The organism is Paraburkholderia sp., from assembly GCF_026225065.1.
Classification (GTDB): Bacteria; Pseudomonadota; Gammaproteobacteria; order Burkholderiales; family Burkholderiaceae; genus Paraburkholderia.
Window position 1 is genome coordinate 1 of the sequence record NZ_JAMFSB010000382.1, and the last position, 3,707, is coordinate 3,707.

The 3,707-nt window shown below is 64.9% G+C and carries 3 protein-coding genes; 1 reads left to right on the plus strand and 2 read right to left on the minus strand.

The window, feature by feature from the left end:
* Window positions 1-591: 591 nt before the first annotated feature.
* Both M0954_RS26675 and argA read right to left on the minus strand, forming a co-directional pair.
* Entirely contained in the window at window positions 592-876 is a 285-nt protein-coding gene (locus tag M0954_RS26675) for an oxidative damage protection protein (protein ID WP_297356461.1), read from the minus strand.
* Between the two features lie 82 nt (window positions 877-958).
* Window positions 959-2,347, minus strand: coding sequence for an amino-acid N-acetyltransferase (gene argA, locus M0954_RS26680; protein WP_122151556.1), 1,389 nt, complete (start codon window positions 2,345-2,347; stop codon window positions 959-961).
* Between the two features lie 23 nt (window positions 2,348-2,370).
* Between argA and M0954_RS26685 the strand changes: the two genes are divergently transcribed.
* Window positions 2,371-3,707, plus strand: a 1,337-nt coding sequence (locus tag M0954_RS26685; protein ID WP_297356463.1) for a DEAD/DEAH box helicase, incomplete at its 3' end; no start/stop codon positions are given.

The window sequence follows — 3,707 nt, forward strand, 5'->3', positions numbered from 1 at the left end:
AACGCGAATGTTGCCTACGCGCATGTCGCCAACGCGCATGTCGCGAAATTGCACTGCTCTAGTGCTACTGATTGTTTTGCATCTGCGTGGCCGTGGAAGGGGGGCAGATGCATGAGGACGCTCGCGCGGTTCGAAACCGCTGGGAGTCGCTGAAAGGCCTGGCACGAAAAAGGCCGGTGATGACCGCGAGAATCCCGCGACGTGACCGACAAGCCTTCTTGTATAAAAACTGCTCAATCCGGAATGCGCTGCGCACGGCGCCGCACGGTAGATTGAACGCGAATGATGGTGAATTGCTGTTGGAACGATGCACATAATAGCACGATGGCAGAGGATCGTGCAAACGAGGCGGGCGGCGCAAGGCTGGCCGGGGGTGCCGAATCCCTTGCGGGACGGGGGATTCGGGCGAGTGTGAGAATTTGAAACGAGGGCTTAAAAGCGGCTGGTTTCAGGCTCGGATAGCGGCCAGATCAGTGGCCTGTTTCAAGCCAAACAGGCGAAAAAAATCCGCGCACTCGGCGCGGATTTCGTCTTCGAACGGTACCGGCGGGGCGGGCGATTCGCAGCCCTGCGGGCGCTGATCGGCTCAGCTTAGCTTTGCGACGGCGGCGGCGGCGGCACGTAGCCCGTAGCCTGATCGGCGCCTTCGCCGAAGAAGAACTTCTCGGTCTGCTTCATCAGGTACTGGCGTGCACGCGGATCAGCCATGTTCAGGCGGTTTTCGTTAATCAGCATGGTCTGCTGCTTGAGCCACGCCTGCCACGCTTCCTTCGAAATGCTTTCGTAGATCCGCTTGCCGAGTTCGCCCGGCAGCGGCGGGAAATCGAGGGCTTCGGCTTCCTTGCCGAGCTTCGCGCATTGAACCATACGAGCCATGCTGTGCTTCTCCTGTAATCGGTGGGGGGCGCTGTCGCGCGCTGTTGCGTTGTAGTTGGGCAGTCGCTTTATATGGGGCCGCTTAGAGCTGTTTCATCAGCACGAGCGATTTGCGCTGCCAGTTATAGAGGCGGCGGCGATCTTCCGGCAGGTCGTCGACCGTTGCCTTCACAAAGCCGCGTTTCAGGAACCAGTGTTCGGTGCGAGTCGTCAGCACAAAAATGCGCGTGAGGCCGCGTGCGCGGGCGCGCTGCTCGATGCGCTTGAGGAGCCGCTCGCCGTCGCCGGTGCCTTGCGCTTCGGGCGCGACTGTCAGGCACGCCATTTCGCCGATGCGTTCCTGCGTGTAGGGGTAGAGCGCCGCGCAGCCGAACAGCACGCCATCGTGCTCGATCACCGAGAAATGGTCGATGTCGCGTTCGATCTGGTGGCGGTCGCGCCGCACGAGCGTGCCGTCCGATTCGAGCGGCTCGATCAGCGACAGGATACCGCCGACGTCGTCCGGCGTCGCTTCGCGCAGGCTTTCGAGGTTCTCGTACGAGATCATCGTGCCCACGCCATCGTGCAGGAACAGTTCGAGCAGCAGGCTGCCGTCGAGCGCGTACGGGATGATGTGCGCCCGCGCCACGCCGCCGCGGCAGGCGCGGATGCAGTGCTTCAGATAGAAGCCCGCGTCGCCGGTGACTTCGCCGCTTTCATGCAGCTTGTAGGCGTCGTCGAGCGACAGTTCGCGCATCAGTTCGGTGCCGTCTTCGCCGTCCTGCATCAGGCCGGGCGTTTCGGTCAGGAACACGATCTTGTCGGCGCGCAGCGCGATGGCGGCCGCCGAGGCCACGTCTTCCATGGCCAGATTGAACGCCTCGCCCGTGGGCGAGAAGCCGAGCGGCGAGAGCAGCACGAGCTTGCGGCTTGCGAGCGAATGGCGGATCGAATCCGCGTCGATCTTGCGCACCACGCCCGTGTGGGCGAAGTCGACCCCGTCCAGAATGCCAACCGGCCGCGCCGTCACGAAGTTGCCGGACACCACGCTAATGTGCGCGTGCGCCATCGGCGTGTTCGGCAAGCCCTGGCTAATTGCCGCCTCGATGTCCAGACGCACTTCGCCGGCCGCTTCCTTCGCGGATTCGAGCGCGCGCGCATCGGTGATGCGCATGCCGTGCGAAAACTCGGACTCCACGCCGTGCAGGCTCATCTGCTCTTCGACCTGCGGTCGCGAGCCGTGGACGAGCACGATCTGGATGCCCATGGCCTGCAACAGCGCGATGTCCGAGACGAGTGCGTTCAGCAACCCCTGATGCACCACTTCGCCGCCGAACCCGACGACGAACGTCTTGTTGCGGAACGCGTGGATATAGGGGGCAACCGAACGCATCCAGTCGACGAATTGCGCGTGTTGCGAGTCGGGTTCCGTGGCGCCGGACGTGGCCGGAGCGCTCGCGGGCGTGGAGACGAGGTCGGTTTGGGAATTCATGCCCGGGATTATAATGCGCCCCCATGTCGAATGTACCCAAAAGTCCCGCTCCGGCGAACGAGAAAACGGCGCAGGGCGCCGGATCAGACCCATCGCGCGAGTCGCACGGCGAGGGAGGGGGGCGCGCGCGGCCTGCCGGCGGCGGGAGGCAGCAAACGCAGGCGGGGCAGCAGCTGCGGCCGGAGCAGCAGTCGAGCGACCCGCGTCGCGAGCAACGTGCTGACCCGAAGCCGGCTCATGCGCAGCGTCCGCGTGGTGAGGCAGGGGCGCATGCAGAAAAAACAACGCAAGCGCAACCGTCGCGCTCGCGTGATGACGCTCGCCGTCAGGCGGGTGCAGGCCAGGGGCCGGATCAGCGGGGGCGCAATACGCCTCGGGATGCGCCAAACGTGGCCGGGCCGACGCGTGGCGCTGACGGCGAGCGCGAACCGCGTGCGCCACGTCCGCCGCGCCCCGTGCGGATAGTCGAGCCCAATCCGATTCCGCCCATCACCTTCCCCGAAGCGCTGCCGGTCTCCGGCCGGCGCGAGGAAATCGCGCGGGCGATTGCAAACAATCAGGTGGTGATCGTCTGCGGCGAGACGGGCTCGGGCAAGACTACCCAATTGCCGAAAATCTGTCTTGAGCTTGGGCGCGGGCTCGGTGCGGGCGGTTCGGGGCTGATCGGCCATACTCAGCCGCGGCGGATCGCGGCATCGGCGACCGGCCGGCGCATCGCCGAAGAACTCGGCACGCCGTTCGGCGAAGTGGTCGGCTACAAGGTGCGGTTCACCGATAACCTCTCGCCGGGCGCCTCGGTCAAGCTGATGACGGACGGCATTCTGCTCGCCGAGACGCAGACCGATCCGCTGCTCAAGGCCTACGACACGCTGATCATCGACGAAGCGCACGAGCGCAGCCTGAACATCGATTTTCTGCTCGGCTATTTGCGCGAGATTCTGCCCAGGCGTCCTGATCTGAAAGTGATCGTGACCTCGGCGACCATCGACGCGGACCGGTTCGCACGTCACTTCGGCACGGAAGAAAAGCCCGCGCCGGTGATCGAGGTTAGCGGTCGCCTGTATCCGGTCGAGATGCGCTATCGCGCGGTGGCGGAAGACAGCCCAGCGGTAAAGTCCGCGGAAGGCTCCTCGTCGTCGTCCTCGCGCGATCGGCCGAAAACGCAGCGCGAGACCGACCGCGACCTGATGGACGCGATCGTCGACGCCGTGGATGAACTGTGCCGCGAAGGCCCCGGCGACGTGCTGGTGTTCCTGCCCGGCGAGCGCGAGATTCGCGATGCCGCAGAGGCGCTGCGCAAGCACCATCCGCCGCATACGGAAATTCTGCCGCTGTTCGCGCGCCTCTCGGCGGCCGAGCA

Bases quoted from the DNA above. Each gene is read 5' to 3' on its own strand.
- M0954_RS26675 (WP_297356461.1), bottom strand. From the start codon at position 876: ATGGCTCGTATGGTTCAATGCGCGAAGCTCGGCAAGGAAGCCGAAGCC.
- argA (WP_122151556.1), bottom strand. From the start codon at position 2,347: ATGAATTCCCAAACCGACCTCGTCTCCACGCCCGCGAGCGCTCCGGCC.